Source organism: Sporosarcina luteola (genome assembly GCF_023715535.1).
GTDB lineage: Bacteria > Bacillota > Bacilli > Bacillales_A > Planococcaceae > Sporosarcina > Sporosarcina luteola_B.
On record NZ_JAMBOI010000001.1, the window covers coordinates 589,485 to 607,425 of the forward strand.

Below are 17,941 nucleotides of genomic sequence, written 5' to 3' on the forward strand. Positions count from 1 at the left end.
GAAAGTGTCGCTGGACGATGGACGGCAGGTCTACTGGCTAACGCTTCCTCCTTCCATCTCCCCTTCCCGCGGCATCACGCTGCAGTGGTTTTTGAGACGGTCGTCTGCGTTTACAGTTGCGGGGACAGCTCCGATTTGCGGATTCCCTTTTAAACCGATAACGGTACCATTCCATCGTTCAATACTATATGTTGTGCCTTATGTACAACCATTACCCTAACATGTTGTGTTTCAATCGTAAATAGGTAGAAAGATATTTAATTAGATTCCAAAAAAGAGCCGTACAATCGATGCATGGCTCTTATTTGTTGAATGGTTTCAGCGCATTTGTTTGATCCACAAAAATAAAAGCATCATATCGATTACCAACGCGCGAGGACACATAGTTCCCATATGCTTCAAACTCCGGATTATAGACAACCCCGATAGCGCGATGGCCGATCCATTCATTGAATAAATGACGGTTTTCCTCCGTGAATAGAATCACTTGATCCTCAGGTTTAGCCGCATGCATCTGCCCTTCCCATGAATTGAGAGTGGCTGGTGGCACATTCATCTTTTGGAACGGCTCGCCCCAACTTTCGCCGGCAATGACCGTCCCTTCATACGTCCCAAAACCGATGGCAAATGTTTCTTCCCTGCCATACTTTTCCCGGACGAGCTGACCGACATTGATCATATCGTGCTTGGCCATCGATGTTTCCGACGCATCGCCGACATGGGTATTATGCTCCCAAATGATGATTTTCGCATCGCTTCCGTGATAGTTCAGAATCTCATCGATTGCCTCCACCATATGCATATCGCGTATATTCCACGAGATGGCGTCGTCCTGCATCATTGCGCGATAATATGATTCCCCATTTTTCGCGACTAAAGCATTCATCGTTACATTCAAGTCCTTCTCCTGTTCATTCGAATAAAGATCTTCATGACTGCGGATCGTCGTCAGCAAGTTTGTGACCTCGCGAATGCATTCACCTGTGAAATGGGCTGTCGACAGCGCATAATGCTCCGGCATCCGGTTATACGGCTCAAAACAGGAGAATGCCTTTTTCGCCAACTCCAAATCGGCTTTGTACTGCGGATTCTCTCGGAGAAAGCGAAGCACTTCATCGATGGATTCATAAAGGCTATACATGTCTATACCGTAAAACCCTGTTTTTTTGGCCGCAGCCTTTCCGTCATTGTCACTCTTCAACCATTCGACAAGTTCTTCGACTTCTTCATTCGCCCACATCCACGTTGGCCAGCGATTGAAGGATTGTGCCAGCATTTGGTGAGCGGATTTCCCCTCTTCATCGAACCCTTTCACATAACGGTTGACCGCCTGAGCGGATGGCCAATCTCCCTCAACTGCAATAATAGTGAATCCTTTTTCCTGAATAAGTCGTTTCGATAATGCTGCGCGAACTTTGTAAAACTCTGAAGTTCCATGCGTCGCTTCGCCTAGAAGGACAATCCGTGCATCCCCAATTGCGTCCACAATCGTAGTAAGTGCTTGATCATTCAACGGGAAAGCGTGCTCCCGGATAGCAGACTGTAGTTTTTTCGACAAATCAATCCCTCCTTTGCTGATAGCATACCCAAGGTCGGTGGATGGAAACCGAGGGGGAGGTTTTCTAAGCTGGAAAATGGTTATCACCGAATTGCCAAGGTTAGGTTTATCACCGATTCTCTGATGTTTACCACCGATTCGGAGCACTTTACCACCGATTCTATGACCGTTACCACCGATTCGCATGACTTTACCACCGATTGACAACAATAGGTGGTATTTTGGAACGAATTTCTGCACCTTGTAAATCGAAAATACGTTTATCACCGCTCAGGCACACTTTATCACCACTTAAACAAACGTTATCACCACTCAGCCAAGGTTTATCACCACTTAAACAAACGTTATCACCACTCAGCTAAGGTTTATCACCACTTAGACACCCGTTATCACCGCTCGCCCAATATTCACCATAAAAAACAACCGCCACAAGTGACGGTTGCCCAAACTTCTATTGATCTGCAACTTCCAATGTCCCTTCTCCGTCATCCGGCAGGAGCTTGAATACCCACTTCTTTTCATTCTCATCAAATGAAACTTCTTCGATGACAACATATCCGTTCGACAATCTCTCACCCGCCACTTCTAATGCTTTCGCGACAGCCTGCGACTCGGAAAGCTTCGCACCCGCCGGCTTATAATCCGGCAAGACTTCAACAAACTTCGCGGTCCCTTGTCCAGGATACGATTCAAGAATTGGACCTGATCGTTCTACATTCACACGTTGGCCGGCTTTCAGCTTGTCGGCTTCCGGGAATTTGTAAAACACAACGCTTTCAGTTCCGCCTGCCACAAAAATCCTCCCATCCCCTGCCTCCAATATGAATCCACCTTCCGTAACAGGTTTATCTGTATATGTTTGTTCAGGTGCAATAATGGTTGATTCCCCCGGCTCCGGGACCATCCTTCCATCTTGCTCGATATTGATCGTATGGTCGGCGAACTGCTCCCGTAGCTTCTCTTGCTGCTCCGGTTTCAGGAAATCATGGGTGATTTCAATATTGCCTGTGATGACATCGACATACAGACCGAATGATCCCCGTTCCGATTCTAGTCCTTTCAATGCTTCAGCGACTTCATCCTGCAATTCGTAAAGCTCCTTTTCCGTATGCGGGCTGCGGAATATATAGATCGGTTCCGCTAAGATCTCACCCGCATCCACTTTCGGCTGCAGCAGATCAATCAACTGCTGGACGCGTTCATCCGGCTCCTTTAACCCGATCCACACGCCGGATTGCGCAGCACCCTTCGTCTGAAGCTCGAAGAAGATGACGCCTTCATGATGAATGCCACCCTCGCCGTAAACTTTTTCCACCGCCTGGAAGACAGCGGGCCCTTCAATTGCTTTGACATTCAAATCCTCCACCGTTTCTTTCGTAGGCTCCTCAAACTCAGGGGGCGTTTCAATAGTCGCCCTCTCGTCCCGCTTAGGTGTCTCTTCAACGGTTTGCTTCAATTCAGCAATGATTTCTCGTCCGCTCACTGTTTTCAACGACTTCCATCCACTATCACTATCATCAACCGCACCATTTTTAGAGGATGGGCCAGTTCCACATCCTCCTAGCAGTAATGCACTGGCAAACAGAACTATTAATTTGTTTTTCATTCCAAAACCTCCTACTCATTAAGTTAGACGGATGATTCGTGTGAAAGTTACGCCAATTGCCCATTGACAGCCAATCACCTATTTGATACATTCAACTACAATATCGATGACGAAGAGAGTACTGATTCTTTACTTCCAAAGCGAGCCGGGGTTGGTGGGAGCCTGGCGGAGTGGATTCATGAAGCGCACTTCGGAGATGCTTTTCTGAATGAAGTAGGAGAAGCCGGTGTCTCGCCGTTAGGAGAAAGGGGCCTCTATCTATTGTTAAGAGGCAATTTGAGTGGTACCGCGGAACAAGCTTTCGTCTCATTTATTGAGATGAAGGCTTTTTATTTTACCTAAAAAGGGGTTCGTGAGAATGAAAATGGATATTTTGCAAGCTTTACAGACAGTCAGCCCGGTTCCATTAGAGGAACATATGCTGGAGCGGCCGGCAAATTCAAAGCTAGGCGATTTTGCATTGCCTTGCTTTCCGTTCGCGAAGGCTTTACGGAAATCACCCGTCGCCATTGCGGAAGAAATTGCAGCTTCCGTAGAGCATCCTTCCATCCGAAAAGCAGAAGCCGTCAATGGGTACGTGAATATTTTCCTGAACCGTACTGCTATCACTGATGATATCCTGCGCATGATCCTAGACAAATCCGTCAACTACGGCTCATCCAACGAAGGCAACGACGGAGTAGTGACGATCGATCTATCCTCCCCAAACATCGCAAAACCGTTTTCCATGGGGCATCTCCGCTCCACGGTCATTGGAAATTCCATCGCTTACTTGCTCGAAAAGAACGGCTACAAACCGGTGAAAATCAATTACATCGGTGATTGGGGCACGCAATTCGGGAAACTCCTAACCGCGTACCGGAAATGGGGCAACGAGGAGGAGGTCCGTCAAGAGCCAATCAAGACATTGCTGAGGCTGTATATCCGTTTCCATGAAGAAGCGGAAACAAATCCTTCTTTGAATGACGAAGGTCGCGCGGCATTCAAAGCACTTGAGGACGGCGATGCCGACGCGCTCGCCCTCTGGGAATGGTTCAAAACCGAGTCGTTGAAGGAATTCCAGCGAATTTATGATCTACTAGAGGTCACTTTCGATTCCTATAACGGCGAAGCGTACTACAACGACAAAATGGAGCCAATCGTTCAAGAACTCGAAGATAAAGGTCTATTGGTCGAATCCGATGGCGCCATGGTTGTGGAGCTTGAAGAAGGCATGCCGCCATGTTTGATTAAAAAATCAGATGGAGCGACATTATATGCGACGCGGGATTTGGCAGCTGCCATTGATCGCAAAACCAATTACGACTTCGTCAAATCCATCTACGTCGTCGGGAATGAACAAAGCCTCCACTTTACGCAAGTGAAGCAAGTGCTTGGCAAAATGGGGCATGACTGGGCAAGCGATATCGTGCACGTCCCGTTCGGGCTTATCTTGCAAGGCGGGAAGAAGATGTCGACGCGTAAAGGAAAGATTGTCTTGCTCGAGGAAGTATTGAAGGAAGCAATCAAACTTGCACAGAAAAATATCGAGGAAAAGAACCCGATGCTAGCCAATAAATCCGAAGTGGCAGAAGCTGTCGGTGTCGGCGCCATCCTCTTCAGCGACTTGAAACAGCATCGGAAACATGATATCGAATTCGATCTTGAAACGATGCTCCAGACAGAAGGAGAAACAGGGCCGTACGTCCAATATGCGCATGCGCGGGCGAACTCCATCTTGCGGAAGGCGGGGGCAACGAACTCGGTCGCGATTGACGAAGTGAATGATCACGAATGGGAAACGATCAAGCTGCTCGAACAATTTCCGCACTCCGTCAAACGGGCGGCGGAAGAACTGGACCCTTCCGTCATCGCAAAATATGCGGTCGACCTTGCCCAAGCGTTCAACTCTTTTTACGGGAATGTGCAAGTCCTTTCCGACTCCACAAACAAAGCATACCGGATTGCGCTAACGGAATGTGTCGTCATCGTTTTGAAGGAATCTTTGCGTCTGCTCGGCATGAAGGCGCCCGAGGAAATGTAAACTCAATAAAAAAGCAATCGTCCCACCATTCACTGGCAGGACGATTGCTTTTCACTTCTTATTCTTCCCTCCAACAGTCGGCACCTTTCAGACTAGAATCCGCTTTAAACACAGGATTCTTCCCTTGTTTCCGCTGTTTCGTGTAATCATCCAAAACGCGGAAAGCAACTTTTCCAAGTGCCAAGATGACGAGGAGATTTATAATTGCCATCAAGCCCATGAACAGGTCTGCCATGCTCCAGACGATATCCACTTTTGCGAGCGCACCGAACATGACCATGCCGAGCACCGCAATTCGGTAGACCGTCATCCACGACTTGTGCGTGTTGATGAATTCAATATTTGTTTCACCGTAATAGTAATTCCCGACAATTGAGCTGAACGCGAAGAACATGATCGCAATTGCGACAAAATATGGCGCCCAAGAACCAACGTGTACGGCCATCGAAGATTGCGTCAGCAAAATTCCGCTCTCTTCGCCTTTGTCATAAAGTCCTGCAAGGAGGATGATAAAAGCCGTCGCGGAACAAATGATGATCGTATCGAAAAATACGCCAAGACTTTGAACAAGTCCCTGTTTCGCCGGATGCGTCGCACTCGCCGTCGCCGCAGCGTTCGGCACACTCCCCATACCAGCTTCATTTGAGAACAGACCACGTCGGATACCTTGCATCATGGCAGCCCCGATACCGCCGCCAGCCATTTCCTTAATGCCAAAAGCATGCTCAAAAATGAGGGCAACCATGGCAGGAACTTCCGTGATATTAATAGCGACAACGTATAGCGCAATCAGCAAGTAAAACACCGCCATGATCGGGACAATTGCTTGCGTCACTTTGACAATCCTTTGCACGCCGCCGAAAATGATAATTGCCGTCAAAATGACAAGTAGTAGACCGACCACCCAATAGGGTAGATTGAATACATCATGGAATGACTGGCTGATCGTATTTGATTGAACCGAATTAAAAATAAAACCGAAACACATCGTTAGGAGAATCGCGAAAACGATTCCAAGCTTCCGAAGGCCTAGCGCCTTCTCCATGTAATAGGCAGGCCCTCCGCGGAATGTGTCGCCGTCCCGAACTTTATACACTTGCGCAAGCGCACTTTCAATGAATGCCGTCGCCATGCCGATAATGGCAATGACCCACATCCAGAAGACCGCGCCTGGCCCGCCAATCCCGATGGCAAGCGCTACGCCAGTTACGTTCCCTGTACCGACTCGTGACGCCGCACTAATTGTAAACGCCTGGAACGCCGAGACTCCACGGTTGCCTTCTCTTTTCTCGAAAATGAGTCTGAACATCTCTCCAAATAAACGAAATTGTACAAATTTCGTTCTTATCGTAAAATAAAGACCAATGAGCAATAAAAGCCCAATCAATATATATGTCCAAATAAAATCATTCGCCGGTCCTACCAGCCACTCCACTACGCCCACACTATTCACTCCTTCTCCATCATCATATTTCACTTACTATCCTTACCCATTCGTGTAAAAAACTCACATTTCAGAAATAGAAAAACCGCTGAGCCATCATGGACTCAAACGGTCTAGAAGCTCTTTTCCACTTTTCATGAAAGCGCTTCATATTTACTCTGACTTGATTATTTTATCATCGACTCGGCATTTTTCAACCCATTTATTGAAAAAAAGTATTGAATACCGCCAGAAAATATTGGTTATCACCGACTCTCAGCACTTTACCACCGTTGCTCAGAGTATTACCACCGATTCGGATGGCATTACCACCGTTGCTTAGAGCATTACCACCGATTCGAATGACTTTACCACCGAATCGCCTTTTTTCGTAGGCAATTCGCCCAACTAAAACGCGGCCTTCACCGTTTTCCGGTAATATCCGACCGTCAAAAATGCGAACATGAGATAAATAACCACGTAGATACCCATGGCGATGGATGCCGGCAATGTAATATCGGACATGAACATGAATGACGCGGCTTTTATAGCAAAGATGGAATGCAACAGCCCAATCATCAACGGCACGCCGAAGACGAATACTTGCTTGCGGACGATACCGCGCATAATGTCTTGCGCGGTGAAACCTAGCTGACGCAATGTTGCATAGCTGCTTTTCTCTTGCTCCGCCTCCGTCATTTGCTTAAAGTACAAAATGCTGCCTGTCGAAATGAGGAACACGAGCCCTAAAAATCCAGAGATAAAGATGAATAAACCATTGTTCTCCATCCCCGAAGCGTATTGGGAATAGTAATCAAATCCGTGCTGATCATCTTCCTCATTAATACGCTTGAAAATCGCAGAAGCTTCGGCAAGCTGATCACGGTCAAGAACGTCGATGACATAGGTAGTTGAATTGCGCCATTCGTTTTCGTCATTCAGAAACAGCTCTTTTAATTCCTGATAAAATTCATCTTTCACAACAAGTTGTGTCGCAGCTGCAGAATTTAATACATTTCCTTCGTTCACTTTCACAACTTTCAAGTCAGATTCTATTTCTGCATTTGATAACTTGACATTGAATGGAACTTCCATCGTCTTCAATAACCAATATATACCTGCATCGTATAGATACGTGGCATCGGAATGAGGAATTTGAATATCCACTCCAGCTTGCTGCAATTGTTTGTCGCTTATTATTTTTGCTCCAAACGAATTGGACATCAATTCCGATACACTGCCACCTTCGAATTCACCATCCACTTCTAGCGTTTCAACTGCTGAATACGTATACGTAATCTGTTGCTTATCTAGTTCGCTGATGAATTTTTCGGCAGCACCTTTACCGTCTTCATACCAAAAATCTTCAAATGCAAAATCAAAGGGATAAATGAGACGGACTTCTTTTTCCGTCGAATAATAAAGGGAATACACGCCTGCCAACATTGTCAGCGTCATCGCTGATAATACAGTAATGATCGTCAGTGAATTCGCATTGCCCTTCATCCGATGCATGATCGGCGCAAGCGACAAGCTGTTATACAATCCAAGATGGCCCTTCTTCCTTTTGCGCATCTGATACAGCACCCAGCCGATCGCCACGCGGAACAATAAAAAAGTACCGAGAATTGTCGTAACCAAAACGACGATCATATTGATGAACAGCAAAGCATTCAACATCCGGCCGGATAGCCAGTATCCGAACGCGATGAGGGCTATTCCTAAAATTGCAAGAATGGCTGATCTGATAGCTTTCGGCTTTTTCGGATGCTCGCCGGTCTTCTCGGCATTGAATAGTCCAAGCAACGTGTTGCGGTAGACTGCAACGAGCATTTGCATTGACGTGAGAATGGTGATTCCAAGAAATACAATCACCGTCTGGATGACAGCCGCCGTCGAAAACTCCACTTCGATAAATCCATCAAAGCCGATGAGCTTCATTAGCAATATTAAAAATACGCGTGACACGAGAATCCCTATGCCAATCCCAATCGCTAACGCCCCGGCGCTCAGCAGGGAATTTTCGATAATCAACAGACGGGAGACTGACCCTCTTGTCAGGCCGATCAGTTGATACAGCCCGATTTCACGGCTTCTTCTCTTTAAGAAAATCGCATTTGCATAGACGACGAAAATTCCTGCAATGAATAATAATAGAATTCCTGCCACTTTGAACGCCGCGCCCATGCTGCCGCCAGACCTCTCAACAACCGACGGATCATGCTGCAACGTCGCAAAGACGAAGTACAGAACGACACTTAAAATAAGCGCAAAAAAGTATAAGTAATAATGCTTGATGTTTTTCCGCATGCTGCGGATAACGAGATCAAAGAGCGTCAACGCTGTCACCCCCGAGGACACCTTGGACTTTCAGGATTTCCTGGAAGAAGGCCTGTCTCGTTTTATCGCCGCGGTACAGCTCCGAGTAAATATTGCCGTCCTTCAGGAAGACAACACGGCTGCAGTAGCTCGATGCGACAGGGTCATGCGTCACCATCATGATCGTGACGCCGCGTTGTTTATTGACATCCTCCAATGTTCCGAGCAACGAAGACGCCGATTTCGAATCAAGCGCGCCCGTCGGTTCATCCGCAAAGACCATGGATGGCTTGTTGATGAGTGCACGCGCTGCGGAAGTCCGCTGCTTTTGGCCGCCGGAGATTTCATGTGGATATTTATCTGCTAATTCTTTGATTCCTAAAATATCGGCAATCGAGTTGAATTGATCTTCCGCCACCCGCTTTTTCATTTTGCCGAGTGAAACTGGCAGCAGGATATTTTCCTTCACCGTCAATGTGTCAAGAAGATTGTAATCTTGGAAGATGAAACCTAATTTGTCTCGCCTGAATGCGGATAATTCGCGGTCCTTCATCTTCGAAATATCAGAATCTCCAATAAGAATCGAGCCTTCCGTCGTACGGTCAATTGTCGCTAGAACGTTCAACAGTGTCGTTTTCCCGGCACCTGACGCCCCCATGATGCCGACAAATTCGCCTTCCATCACCCGCAAGTCGATCCCTTTCAATACTTCTTGCACATTTCCGCGAGTTCCGTATGATTTGCGGATATTTTGAGCATGTAATACTGTTTTATATTGATCCATCATTGTACCCTCCCTGTTTGCTATACCTTTATCTTAACGGGTGAACTATTTCCGGTCGTTTGATTTAGATGACAAACAGGTCGGCCAATGTGACATTATTGTCATGTTCGTGTGGCGTCAAACTCGTTTTCGGTGGAAAACGTCATATTCATCGTCGTTCCATTGTCTTTTTCGGAGTGCGCCGACAGTGATATTCCAATCTTCCCAGCCACTTGTTGGGCAAGATACAACCCGAGTCCTGTCGCAGCATTATGCAGCCTTCCCGTGCCCCCGGTGAACCCTTTGTCGAAAATACGGGGCAAATCGTGAGCCGGGATTCCCGGGCCATCGTCTTTTATTGATAAAACCGGATTTCCTCCCTGCGATAGACTAGTTCGAATGCAGATGACGCCTCCTGCCAGACTGTATTTCGCTGCATTCGTCAGCAATTGGCGGATGATGAAGCGGCACCATTTGCTGTCCGTGAGCACTTCCATATCACCTTCGATTTCCACTGCGATATTTTTCTCAATAAACCAAGATCGCAGCTCGTGGATTTCGGGTGTGAGCAACTGTTGCACCTTAATTTTCTCCAATACATAATCCGATTCAAGCGTGGTTAATCGTGAAATATAGAGCTGCCGATCGATAAGCAAATGGACACGCAGCCAATCCGACTCTATTTTACGGATGGCCGGATCTTGACGATTTGCGTCGATTGTCAGTTTCATCGACGTCAACGGCGCCTTCACTTCATGCACCCATGCTGCTGTATAGTCGCTTTCCATAAGGTTTGCGGCCTTCATTTCCGAAAGCTTCTGCAAATGATCATCCGCCACTTGCCGCAACAGATCATTGATTGTTTCGTCACGATTGAAAAGCGGTTCCGGAAGCCCTTCCTGCCAGTCCCTTGAAGGATCTCCAGAAATTTGAAGAAGTTCTTTCTTATATTGCGTCTCCTTTTTGTAGCGCCAGATGAGGAATAAAATGAAAATAGCAACGAGCAGGAGGTTAAGGTAAATGAGAGAGCTTAGCTTCATGGCCAGCCCCTTATCAATTAAAATTAATAAGTCAGTCACCGCAATAGATCCGGCAAACAGGAGTATCCAACTTTTCATATCCTTCAAGTATGCAATGAACATCGTATCCCCCCTACAGGCTGGCCGCCATATAACCCATTCCTTTTTTTGTGAGAATCGCGTCACCGAGTCCGATGTCTGCAAGCTTTTGGCGCAGCCGCGTCACATTCACGGTCAATGTGTTGTCGTTAACGAACCGTTCGTCATCCCAAAGCTTGCGAATCAATTCATCGCGCGAGACAATTTCATCCTTCGCCTGGACAAGCACCGCCAAGATGAAGAATTCATTTTTCGTCAGTTCCACTTCATTTCCATCAAGCCGAATGACACCGCGCTTCATATCAATCATCGCGCCGTTCCACTCAAGCACATCCGCCGGCTCTTTCGTGTATGCATATGTACGACGGAGTGTCGCTTTGATTTTCGCAAGCAGCACATCCGTATGAAACGGCTTCTGAATATAATCATCCGCCCCCATATTCATCGCCATTACCATATCCATCGGATGATCCCGCGATGACAGGAAAATGATCGGCACCTTCGAAACTGCACGGATTTCCCGGCACCAATGGAACCCATCATAGGCGGGTAGCTGGATGTCGAGTATGACCAGATGGGGCTTCGTTTGGATGAAAGCCCCAATCACATCATGAAAATCTTCTGGTCCCGACACTTGAAGCGACCACTGCCCAAGCCTTTCCTTCAGCGAGTCAAATATCGCCCGATCGTCCTCCACTATGAAAACGTTCATCTCCATCCGCTGCACTCCCTTTCGTTAGTTAGTATTATAGTTCATTACCGCTGAAACCGGACACTTCTACGATGGTCGGACTTTCACCGAGGCGGCGAGCGTTATCACCGACTCGCAAGTTTCTGTATTTCCATAGGCAAAAGGAATTATCTTCATAGGTGTTTTCCTTCACTACCGACTCTCGGTACTTCCTCACTTTCTTGGACTAATTCATTAACTACTTTCGGCACTTAATCGCCGAATCAGCTTGGTTTATCATCAACCCGCAAGTTTGCGGAAAGCTACATATTTAGGAGTCTTAAGTCCTGCAAATTACATATACTAAAAACCTACTAAATATCCAATTTCCATTACTTCCATCTCCGAAATATGATATACTAATTAGCAAGACAGACGCACCTGATTGTTCAGGAAGCATAAATGTCTTCTTTTTTTGCCGCCGCTTTATATTTTCATTCCAAATTCAACACATTACAGTTTTGTGAAAAAACATAGGAGGATTATATGCTGAAATTTGAAAACGTAAGTAAAGTCTATGATGACGGGTTCAAGGCTGTTGATTCTGTCAGCTTTGAAATTCCGAAAGGCGAGCTGCTCGTTCTCATCGGTCCGAGTGGTTCAGGTAAATCGACAACGATGAAAATGATTAATCGGATGCAACCGCATACAAGCGGGAAAATTTCGATAAACGGAAAGGATAACAAATCATATGTCGCTTCCGACCTTCGAAGAGGCATCGGCTATGTGATCCAACAGATTGGTTTATTCCCCCACTATACGATCGAAAAGAACATCTCCATCGTTCCTGAATTAAACGGATGGAGCCAGGAAAAAATCAAACCAAGAGTCAACGAACTGCTTGAATTGGTCGGACTTGATCCTAAAATCTACGCAAAACGCTATCCAAAAGAACTCTCCGGGGGACAACAACAGCGCGTTGGTATTGCTCGTGCACTTGCATCCGACCCCGAAATCATCTTAATGGATGAACCGTTCAGCGCATTGGACCCGCTTACAAGGGAGCAATTGCAGGGTGAACTCATTTCATTACAGAAAAAATTGAATAAGACCATCATTTTTGTAACTCATGATATGGACGAGGCACTCAAAATGGGTGACCGCATCGCAATAATGAAAGACGGAAAGCTTCTTCAGTTGGACACTCCAGAGAAATTACTTCACGAACCTGCCCACGGTTTTGTCGAGGAGTTCATTGGCAAGCATCGAATTATCCAAAACCCTGAACTGATGCCGGTTATTGACATCATGTCCGAATCGGTCGTCACATCTCTTCCTCAAAGTTCTCCTGAAAAGGCAATTTCACTTATCCGTCAGAGGAAAATCACGGATCTCATCATTGTGGATGAATCAAAAAATCTGCTAGGCATTGTGTCCGCCTACGATGTCATCAAGAAAGTGAACGACATCCGTACCATTGAAGAACTCATGCAGCCGATCAGCCACATCTTGCAAGACACTGCTTCCGCAAAAGACGCCATCATCATGATGGATGAATCACCGTTCGGCCTGATTCCTATCGTGGATGAAGAGAATAAGGTCGTTGGTCTTGTAACACGTGGTTCGTTGCTATCCGCATTGTCCAGCCAGTGGACGGAAACGGAAGTAGAGGTGGTTGCTATATGAATAATTTATCTATTTGGCAACAATTGACCGAACAATCGCAGATGCGCTGGAGAGAAGTTCTCGAAGCGACATCCGTTCATATTCAGCTTGTGTTCTTTTCGATGTTGATCGCGATCATTCTTGGCGTGTTCCTAGGAATCCTTGTCACCCGAGTTCCAAAACTGACGACACTCGTACTCGGTGGCACAGGCGTCATGCAGACAATTCCAAGTCTCGCCTTGCTCGGATTCATGATCCCTATTTTCGGGATTGGCGTGAAAACGGCGATTGCTGCACTTTTCCTTTATTCGCTGCTGCCGATTGCGCGAAACACGTACGCAGGTATTAGCGACGTCGACCCGGCTACTCGGGAAGCAGCCAAAGGAATGGGCATGACGAGTATGCAAATTCTTTTCAAAGTTGAGCTTCCGCTCGCAATTCCTGTCATCATGGCCGGAATCCGGACAGCTGCAGTCATTAACGTAGGTAACGCTACACTTGCCGCATTTATTGGTGCTGGCGGACTCGGCGATTTCATTTTCCTCGGAATTACGCGTGGAATCGATGGACTGATCCTACTTGGCGCAATCCCGGCCGCACTGCTTGCCATCATTCTAGAAGTGTTCTTCAGCTCGGTTGAGCGCTGGACGACACCGAAAGGATTGAAAGTGTAATGAGGAAAAAGTTAATTTCACTACTGCTCATTGCAGTTGTCGCAAGCATGTTGACCGGATGCATCTTCATTGAAGAAGATTCATTGACGCTCGGTTCACGTAACAATACGGAAAGCATCATTTTGTCCCACGTCATGGGGCAGTTGATTGAGAATAAAACAGATATTAAAGTCATCTATAAAGAAAACCTCGGTGGCTCCAACGTTGTATGGAATGCGATGCTGAACGGCAATATCGACGTCGTTCCTGATTACACAGGGACAATCGTCGTCAACTATTACCATGAGGAGCCAGGCAACGCAGAGGAAACGCTGGAAATGACAAGACGCCTCGTCGGTGAAGACGGCATTATCGCCTTCAACACGTTTGGCTTCAATAACACATACACCCTCGCGTTGGACGAATCAAAAGCGGAAGAACTTGGCGTTGTCACATTCAGTGACTTCGCTGCTCACTCCGAAGATTTCACGTTAGGCGCGGTCTTCGAATTTATCGATCGCCCCGACGGACTCCCCGGCTTCCAGAAGGAATACGGGTTGAAATTCAAGAATGTCAAAGGTATGGACCACGGCATCATGTACCGTTCCATCAATGCAGGCGAAGTCGACGTCATCAACTCCTACACGACAGATGGTCAGCTGCAGGAATTTGACCTGCGTGTATTGGAAGACGACAAATCCTACTTCCCTCCTTACCACGCACTCCCGCTCGTGCGGAAAGAAACGCTGAAAGAGTACCCTGAAATCGAAGCGGTCCTGAAGCAGCTCGAAGGCATGATCGACGAAGAAGCCATGCAAAAAATGAACGCCAAAGTCGACAACGACGGCATGATGGTGGAGAGGGTAGCAGAGGAGTTTTTGGTGGAAGTTGGGTTGATTGAGGCGGAGTGACGGGGAGTGTGCTTGTGAGCGGTTATCACCGACTTTCGGGGCGTTTATCACCGCTTAGCGGCTGTTTATCACCGTTTAGAGTGACTTTATCACCGCTCGGCACAAGTTTATCACCGCTTAGGCACACTTTATCACCGTTCGACCATAATTACCCATAAAAAATGGTTTCTGAACCGACTTTTTAAGGTGATTTGGAAAATGTCAGCTCGAGATGTAGTTATCACCGCTCGGGCGGAGTTTATCACCGTTTAGAGTGACTTTATCACCGCTCGGCACGAGTTTATCACCGCTTAGGCACACTTTATCACCGTTCGACCATTTTTTAGTTGCTCAAAAGCCATAACTCATAAAGAATTCATAGAAAAAAGCGCACAAAATTATGTGCGCTTTTTGCGTTCCGAAAGAAAATGCATCGTGTATGTCCTATTTCGATTCGCCCCCTCTGTATGGAGGCTCATTCCCCGTAGGATTCGATGCGCCGTTTGTTGACGTGCAATATGAAGAAACGCACGACAATCTTTATTGCTCATCTTCCCGCCGAACAACAAAAACCAATCACGAATCGCCTGCTTATGGGCCTCCCTATCCGCATGACCGCATGCTGTACAATGCCAGCTTCTTGAATGTCTCACCATGCCAATAAACCCACACCCCGGACAAACCACACCCGTCCGTATGTCACGCCGTGGAATCGAATAGGTTTCACAAATAGGAGAAGGAATAAAATCGCGATGGGAGTTGCTTAGCTGCGATAATAGGTCGGCGAATGCTTTGTCATCCAACAATGGGGAGGTTGTTGGGAACTTGCGGATGAATGAGGGGACCGCACTTGGAAATAGAATAGGGATGTTTGTGTCAAATACTTCGATGCGTTGCCTTGCATACGCGAGGACGACGGCGCCGTAGACCGGCAATGAAATGTTTCTGCTGTACAGCCAGTCTTGAAACAGTTCGCAATTGCTCTCCAGCTGGGCGATCGGGCTTTTGAACCCGCTCACTTTGCCAGAATCGAGCACGCGAATCAATTGCGGCGGATTTTGGATCACAGTCAGCTCACCTGCAATGTTTTTCACTTCGAATAAAACCGCATACGACGGGGTGATGAAGAGCGTGTCCACTTGAAAATATGTACTGGAAGCTAGCGATAGATCGTGGAAAACGCCATGTTTCATTGAAAACGCATAGCTCTCAAACACTTTGTCCAACACCTGCTCGCCTCCAAATCCCGCTTGGACCGCCGCTTGCTTCGAACTCAAAACAGGGACCGCTTCATGGCGACTCGGCAATCTCCTTATCGCTGCCTCCAGCCCTTCCAGTAAAAGTGGTGCTTGTCTTTCTTTATAAATGAATCATCTCAACTCCTCTACTATTTATTCCGCTTGCACATAGTTTAGCATATTCATTTATTGAAAATCTAATAATACTGACTACTTTTGAATGAACTGCAAATACTCCCACACATTGCCGAACGGATCCTTAAAACTGATATATTTGCCTGGCGGGCAGTCTCCGGGTTCCGCGATAATTAATTCCACATCATGCTCTTTAAGCATTTCAAGAGATTGGTGGATGTCATCACTCTTCAACGTGAGTACTACTCCGGAAGAACTTACATTGTGTGTCACATGCTCCGACTCCTCCAAAACGATGGGCAGCTCTCCATGAACAAGCGTTACAATCTTCGGTCCATACTCTTTGTTCACCTCAAACCCCAATACTTCCGTATAAAATTGAATGGCCTCCTTCATATTCGGCACATGAATGCTAATCACACAAACTTGCGTCATATCAATTCCGCCTGCCCTTTATATTGATCAATCATCCTCCGCAGAAACTTCATCTGCTGACTTTCTTCACTCCACTGCAACCGAATCCACTCATACTCCCTATCCAGCATTCGGCTAATCAAAATAACCGCCCGCGCATGCTTTCCTGGCGTAATGAACTCCAGAATTTCCGTGAGCTCCGATACTACGGACTTCGGCAACGACCGCTCAATCGTTTTCAACCCTAACTTCGCGCGCTCCGGTGCATATCGATAAAGCAGAACCCTCCCCAAATGATGCACAACATTCGTCAGCATCCGAACCGACCAAATGTCATTTCCCCTGGCCTCCGATTTCGAGTATTGGAATAAAAACCATCCCACGTCCATGACATCATCCCGATACTCCTCATCCGACAACGCCAGCCCCTGCGTCTCCATAAATTCATCCATCAAAAGATGCGGATCATACAGCACCTTGAAATGGTCGCCACCGACAAACGTTTCCTTCGTCACCGTGAATAAATCGATATGTAATAAATCATCAAATACCGCGATAATCTGAGGGGCGACGATGAAAATATCATCCATTAAAATAATGTCGCGATACGCCCGCAAATGCTTCACACGCCTAGCAAGGAATTCCTTCTTATCCTCCTCACCAACCAAACAATATAGGTCGACATCCGATTGTGCATCATGCTCTCCTCTTCCCATCGAGCCTTTCAGAAAAACCGCTTGCACAAACGCGTCCTCCTTCAAACTTGCAACAATCTTCTCAACAGCCAACTCCTGCGGCAACATGACCTTCCCCCTTACTTGTACTTTTCCACATACTCCTCATAATCCAACACTTCAATCACATCCGACCAATGCAGCACAGTCCCGACAAAATCCCGAATATCCAAGCCCGGCATCTCGTACGTTTCGTCTGTATTTGCAGTCCCAGTTGCATTCTCAATGAAGGTTACCTTGTAGCCACGGTCAAAAGCAGAAATCGCCGTAAACATACAGCAAAACTCAGTATTGAAGCCAGTTATGAATACATGATCCACTTTTAACTCCTCTAACAGACTCGCCAATTCAGTTTTAAAAAATGAACTTGGCGTCTTCTTTTCCACCACAACTTCCGCAAACCCTTTAACGGAAGGGTGCAGCTCAGAACCTGCCGAGCCCCTATAAAGCGGACTCTCCTCCACGTCATCCAAATGTCGTACGAAAATAACCGGCTTCCCTTTCCCTTTGAAATCCTTAACAATATTTTGAATCAAACCTAATTCTTCCTCAAAGTCTCCAAAATCCACGATTCCATTTTGCACATCAATTACTAACAAAGCTTCCATTCCCTCATCCTCATTTCAATAAATACTCATAAGGACTACTTCTCCATATGGCATATATTTTCCTTTAATTACTTAAAGAAAAGGCATGATTCATCCAGCAAAGGGTATTCTAACCCGTTAGGAG

15 protein-coding genes, 1 riboswitch and 1 other annotated feature are annotated in these 17,941 nt (G+C 46.7%); of the genes, 4 read left to right on the plus strand and 11 right to left on the minus strand.

Annotated elements, in window-relative coordinates; genetic code table 11:
- Positions 1 to 6: 6 nt before the first annotated feature.
- Positions 7 to 187: riboswitch (cobalamin riboswitch) on the minus strand.
- A 114-nt stretch (positions 188 to 301) separates the two neighbouring features.
- On the minus strand, positions 302 to 1,558 hold the full coding sequence (locus tag M3191_RS02650) for an erythromycin esterase family protein (protein ID WP_251697889.1): 1,257 nt from the start codon (positions 1,556 to 1,558) through the stop codon (positions 302 to 304).
- A gap of 451 nt (positions 1,559 to 2,009) precedes the next feature.
- A complete protein-coding gene (locus M3191_RS02655) occupies positions 2,010 to 3,164 on the minus strand; it encodes a DUF3221 domain-containing protein (RefSeq protein WP_251697890.1) in 1,155 nt (384 codons plus the stop codon).
- 97 nt (positions 3,165 to 3,261) lie between these two features.
- Positions 3,262 to 3,476 (plus strand) — a binding site (T-box leader).
- A 46-nt stretch (positions 3,477 to 3,522) separates the two neighbouring features.
- Between M3191_RS02655 and argS the strand changes: the two genes are divergently transcribed.
- A complete protein-coding gene (gene argS, locus M3191_RS02660; protein WP_251697891.1) occupies positions 3,523 to 5,187 on the plus strand; it encodes an arginine--tRNA ligase in 1,665 nt (554 codons plus the stop codon).
- Positions 5,188 to 5,245: 58 nt separating this feature from the next.
- On the opposite strand, the gene M3191_RS02665 is transcribed toward argS, so the two are convergent.
- The 5 genes from M3191_RS02665 to M3191_RS02685 form a co-directional block, all read right to left on the minus strand.
- The gene (locus tag M3191_RS02665) at positions 5,246 to 6,631 is read right to left on the minus strand and encodes an alanine/glycine:cation symporter family protein (RefSeq protein WP_251697892.1); all 1,386 of its coding nucleotides are present in this window, start codon (positions 6,629 to 6,631) and stop codon (positions 5,246 to 5,248) included.
- Positions 6,632 to 7,018: 387 nt separating this feature from the next.
- Entirely contained in the window at positions 7,019 to 8,959 is a 1,941-nt protein-coding gene (locus M3191_RS02670; protein ID WP_251697893.1) for an FtsX-like permease family protein, read from the minus strand.
- A complete protein-coding gene (locus tag M3191_RS02675; protein WP_251626759.1) occupies positions 8,937 to 9,713 on the minus strand; it encodes an ABC transporter ATP-binding protein in 777 nt (258 codons plus the stop codon). The genes M3191_RS02670 and M3191_RS02675 overlap by 23 nt, the downstream gene beginning before the upstream one ends.
- A gap of 101 nt (positions 9,714 to 9,814) precedes the next feature.
- The gene (locus M3191_RS02680) at positions 9,815 to 10,834 is read right to left on the minus strand and encodes a sensor histidine kinase (protein WP_251697894.1); all 1,020 of its coding nucleotides are present in this window, start codon (positions 10,832 to 10,834) and stop codon (positions 9,815 to 9,817) included.
- Between the two features lie 10 nt (positions 10,835 to 10,844).
- Positions 10,845 to 11,528, minus strand: coding sequence for a response regulator transcription factor (locus M3191_RS02685; protein WP_285853122.1), 684 nt, complete (start codon positions 11,526 to 11,528; stop codon positions 10,845 to 10,847).
- Between the two features lie 498 nt (positions 11,529 to 12,026).
- Here M3191_RS02685 and M3191_RS02690 point away from each other — a divergent pair, with 498 nt between their 5' ends.
- Genes M3191_RS02690 through M3191_RS02700 form a run of 3 tightly spaced genes read left to right on the plus strand, consistent with a single transcriptional unit; the run spans position 12,027 to position 14,709 of the window.
- Positions 12,027 to 13,166, plus strand: a complete 1,140-nt coding sequence (locus M3191_RS02690; protein WP_251697895.1) for a betaine/proline/choline family ABC transporter ATP-binding protein — start codon at positions 12,027 to 12,029, stop codon at positions 13,164 to 13,166.
- Positions 13,163 to 13,819, plus strand: a complete 657-nt coding sequence (locus M3191_RS02695) for an ABC transporter permease (protein ID WP_251626762.1) — start codon at positions 13,163 to 13,165, stop codon at positions 13,817 to 13,819. The genes M3191_RS02690 and M3191_RS02695 overlap by 4 nt, the downstream gene beginning before the upstream one ends.
- Positions 13,819 to 14,709 carry a glycine betaine ABC transporter substrate-binding protein gene (locus M3191_RS02700; protein ID WP_251697896.1) on the plus strand — a complete coding sequence of 297 codons (891 nt, stop codon included), beginning with the start codon at positions 13,819 to 13,821 and terminating at the stop codon, positions 14,707 to 14,709. Before M3191_RS02695 ends, M3191_RS02700 begins: the two co-directional genes overlap by 1 nt.
- A 377-nt stretch (positions 14,710 to 15,086) precedes the next feature.
- On the opposite strand, the gene M3191_RS02705 is transcribed toward M3191_RS02700, so the two are convergent.
- The 4 genes from M3191_RS02705 to M3191_RS02720 form a co-directional block, all read right to left on the minus strand.
- Positions 15,087 to 15,965 carry an NERD domain-containing protein gene (locus tag M3191_RS02705; protein ID WP_251697897.1) on the minus strand — a complete coding sequence of 293 codons (879 nt, stop codon included), beginning with the start codon at positions 15,963 to 15,965 and terminating at the stop codon, positions 15,087 to 15,089.
- A gap of 171 nt (positions 15,966 to 16,136) precedes the next feature.
- Positions 16,137 to 16,496, minus strand: a complete 360-nt coding sequence (locus M3191_RS02710) for a VOC family protein (protein WP_251697898.1) — start codon at positions 16,494 to 16,496, stop codon at positions 16,137 to 16,139.
- Positions 16,493 to 17,278 carry a nucleotidyltransferase domain-containing protein gene (locus M3191_RS02715; RefSeq protein ID WP_251697899.1) on the minus strand — a complete coding sequence of 262 codons (786 nt, stop codon included), beginning with the start codon at positions 17,276 to 17,278 and terminating at the stop codon, positions 16,493 to 16,495. The genes M3191_RS02710 and M3191_RS02715 overlap by 4 nt, the downstream gene beginning before the upstream one ends.
- A gap of 11 nt (positions 17,279 to 17,289) precedes the next feature.
- Entirely contained in the window at positions 17,290 to 17,817 is a 528-nt protein-coding gene (locus M3191_RS02720; protein WP_251697900.1) for a cysteine hydrolase family protein, read from the minus strand.
- Positions 17,818 to 17,941 lie beyond the last annotated feature (124 nt).